This is a genomic window from Burkholderia sp. Bp8986, assembly GCF_003854225.1.
In the GTDB taxonomy this organism is placed as follows: Bacteria; Pseudomonadota; Gammaproteobacteria; order Burkholderiales; family Burkholderiaceae; genus Burkholderia.
In genome coordinates, this window is the sequence record NZ_QTQM01000121.1 from 1 (window position 1) to 2,594 (window position 2,594).

1 protein-coding gene and 1 pseudogene are annotated in these 2,594 nt (G+C 50.4%); one reads left to right on the forward strand and one right to left on the reverse strand.

Annotation, left to right across the window (positions count from 1 at the left end):
• Positions 1 to 606: 606 nt before the first annotated feature.
• Positions 607 to 1,707 carry a hypothetical protein gene (locus tag DID99_RS36285; RefSeq protein WP_124668698.1) on the forward strand — a complete coding sequence of 367 codons (1,101 nt, stop codon included), beginning with the start codon at positions 607 to 609 and terminating at the stop codon, positions 1,705 to 1,707.
• 478 nt (positions 1,708 to 2,185) lie between these two features.
• On the opposite strand, the pseudogene DID99_RS36290 reads toward DID99_RS36285, so the two are convergent.
• A pseudogene (locus DID99_RS36290) lies at positions 2,186 to 2,594 on the reverse strand (transposase); the annotation flags it as partial.

The following is a 2,594-nucleotide window of genomic DNA, read 5'->3' on the forward strand; positions in this document are numbered from 1 at the left end:
CTGGACGGCAACCGCCGATTCCATCCTTCAGAAAGTGGCTCGGCTATGCAAAGTTATTTCTGGGACGGAACACTAGCAGGCTGTTGAAATTCTCCTGCGAGGACTACGGCAGAGAATTACAGGCCTCATAAAACGCTCTACAAGGCGCTCGCGCGACTTCGGTAAGGGGTAGACGACGCTTGAAAACCGTCTGCGAGCACCCTTCAAAGTAGTTTTTCAACAGCCCTGCTAGGGCGCGGACACCCCTCGGATTCCAGCTGCAGCGAACGAACCGACTCCGTGAACACCAATCTTGCCTACGTGATTTCTTGAGAGAATTAACCCAATTTGTTAAAAAAATGTAATTTCAATTTTCCTGGAAGTTTTTTCGGCGAAAACCAAGTAACTTGCACGAAAGATTATTTGCGCGCGATGGGTAGTGCTATAGCTGTTGTCAAATAGGGTTACATCGACGCATCGAGCGAGTGGTGCTGGTAGTGCTGCTGTGGGTGCTGTGATCCGCGGTTGCGGTGGGTGGATCTTCGTGGGCGAGGCGGCAGGCCAGGCGCTCGTTGTAGAGAGTGGCGTCTTGATACCTTGTCAAAATTATTTTTTCTTGGAGGAAGTGTGACAATTCAACTAACTGGTGGAGGACAGATTACTCGCCGGCACGTGGACTCTATCGTAAATAACGGCTATGACAAGTGGCAACTGGAGTCCATGTTTACTAGAATTAAAGATTGGTTTTGTGGAACGACCGTGGATCAGGCGCGAAAATTATTGCATGTTGTGATGGATAGACGGAACTCTGTGTCCGAGAGGATTGAGGGATTTCGTAGCTTGCAGGAGTTGGCGAGCGATCCATATAAGGGTAATTTTAAACAGGAATTACTTGATGGTGAGATTAGGTTGTCAATTGAAGGGCTTGACGATTTTGAAAGAACCGTTCGATATGGTGGAGCATCCAAAGAAGATGTGAGCAATTCGCACACTCCTCCTTCTGCCGAAAGGAGTTTTATGGATTTGTCGTTGTTTAACGCAAAAAAAGAAATAAGAGATGCAATCTCATTGGGTAATCAAGAGATTGCTTTGGATGATGCCGTGATTGGTTCAAATTGGAATTTAATATTTGAACAAATCGCAGGATGGGAATTTCGTCGTGATGGAGGCATGATCGATGGAGAATACTACGACGCGGACAGTGCGGCCGACGAATTGAAAAAATTTCTTCAAGAGAAATGTTCTTCTGATTTTCAGAGAGCGATGGTGTCCGCACTGACATCGCAGTCTACCGTAACTACATCTCTCAATGTGCATGAAGAGCAACTGCGTCCAGCTGGTTTCCCATCAAAAGCTCCCGTCGGTAGAACTGTGCGACCAAAGGATGGAAATCTCCCTCCGCCTCCGAGGTCGGTATTGGAAGGCATTGGTCAAAATTCTGGCACTCTGTACAGCGTGTCGCAGCATTCAGCGGGTATCGTCAGGATCGATGTAAAATATCGTCGTTCATTTTCTGACGAAGATATCAAAAAATCTATTGCATTTGGCTCTCAACCGTATAGATTTTCGGCTGCCGATGCATCATTTCTTATCGGCGAGACCTCGCAGTCTATGATGTGTATCGCCCAGCGCGCAGACGGCAGCGATGAGGAAATGCCTTTCGGTATGCCGGATCTTGCCGACGCAGCCCAGGCGACCGTGTTCCGTAACGTGATAGCACATCGGTAATGCTATGAAGTTTGCGCTTTTCTTGATTTCTAGAGAGACTTGAGTAATGCAGAGGGATTCTTGGACTTGTAAGCTCTGATTCGGTTCTACAGAGACGTGTACTTTGACGCGAAACCAAGCGATGAATGACTGTGATTGGAGGTATAGAGTGCCTCAAGATCTTTGAGTCGGCCCGCAGCCACCTCTTCGTATACGTGGTGGCGCCCGTTCGTTCAAGGGGCTTTCTGTCACGCATTGACGCTCCGATGTCAGAAATGCGTACCGAATCGGTAAGGTCGACCCAAATGATTCAAACGTCCCGGCTCGTCGTCTGCAACGGCACCAAGTGGTGCCACCATCTGAGGTCTAAGGAATCACTGACTAATAGGCGATCGCGCGAGGTTGTCGGCGACGCTGACGCGGAATGGCCGGATACCGAAGCGAAGCGCCCCCATTCAGAGAAGTTTGAGCCGGGGATGCGCCTCATTTCTTGCATTTCTCACACGAATGACGGACTACTCCCATGAATCGACCGCAGCCGGCGTCGCGCGATCACCAGATTCGCCAAGGCGAACAGACTGAACAGTTGCGCCGTTTCTTGAGCAGTCCTTTGTAGCGCGCCTTACGATGACGGAAGGGGTTCTTGACGACATGAAACGGATGCTCGACTCGCGCGCGAATTTGCGCCTTGGTTCGCTCGAGTGCGATCGCCAGATCCTTCAGCGCACCGTCCTGCATCGCCTTGATCTTTCCTCGCTTGGCCGCCACGCGCCACTTCACCGACTGGCCCTTCATTTCATCGCGCTTGTCTATGCCGATGTAGCCCGCGTTGCCGAACGCTTCTTGCTCGTGACCGTGCAACAACGCATGCGCTTGCGAAACATCCGACACGTTGGCGGAGGTACCGA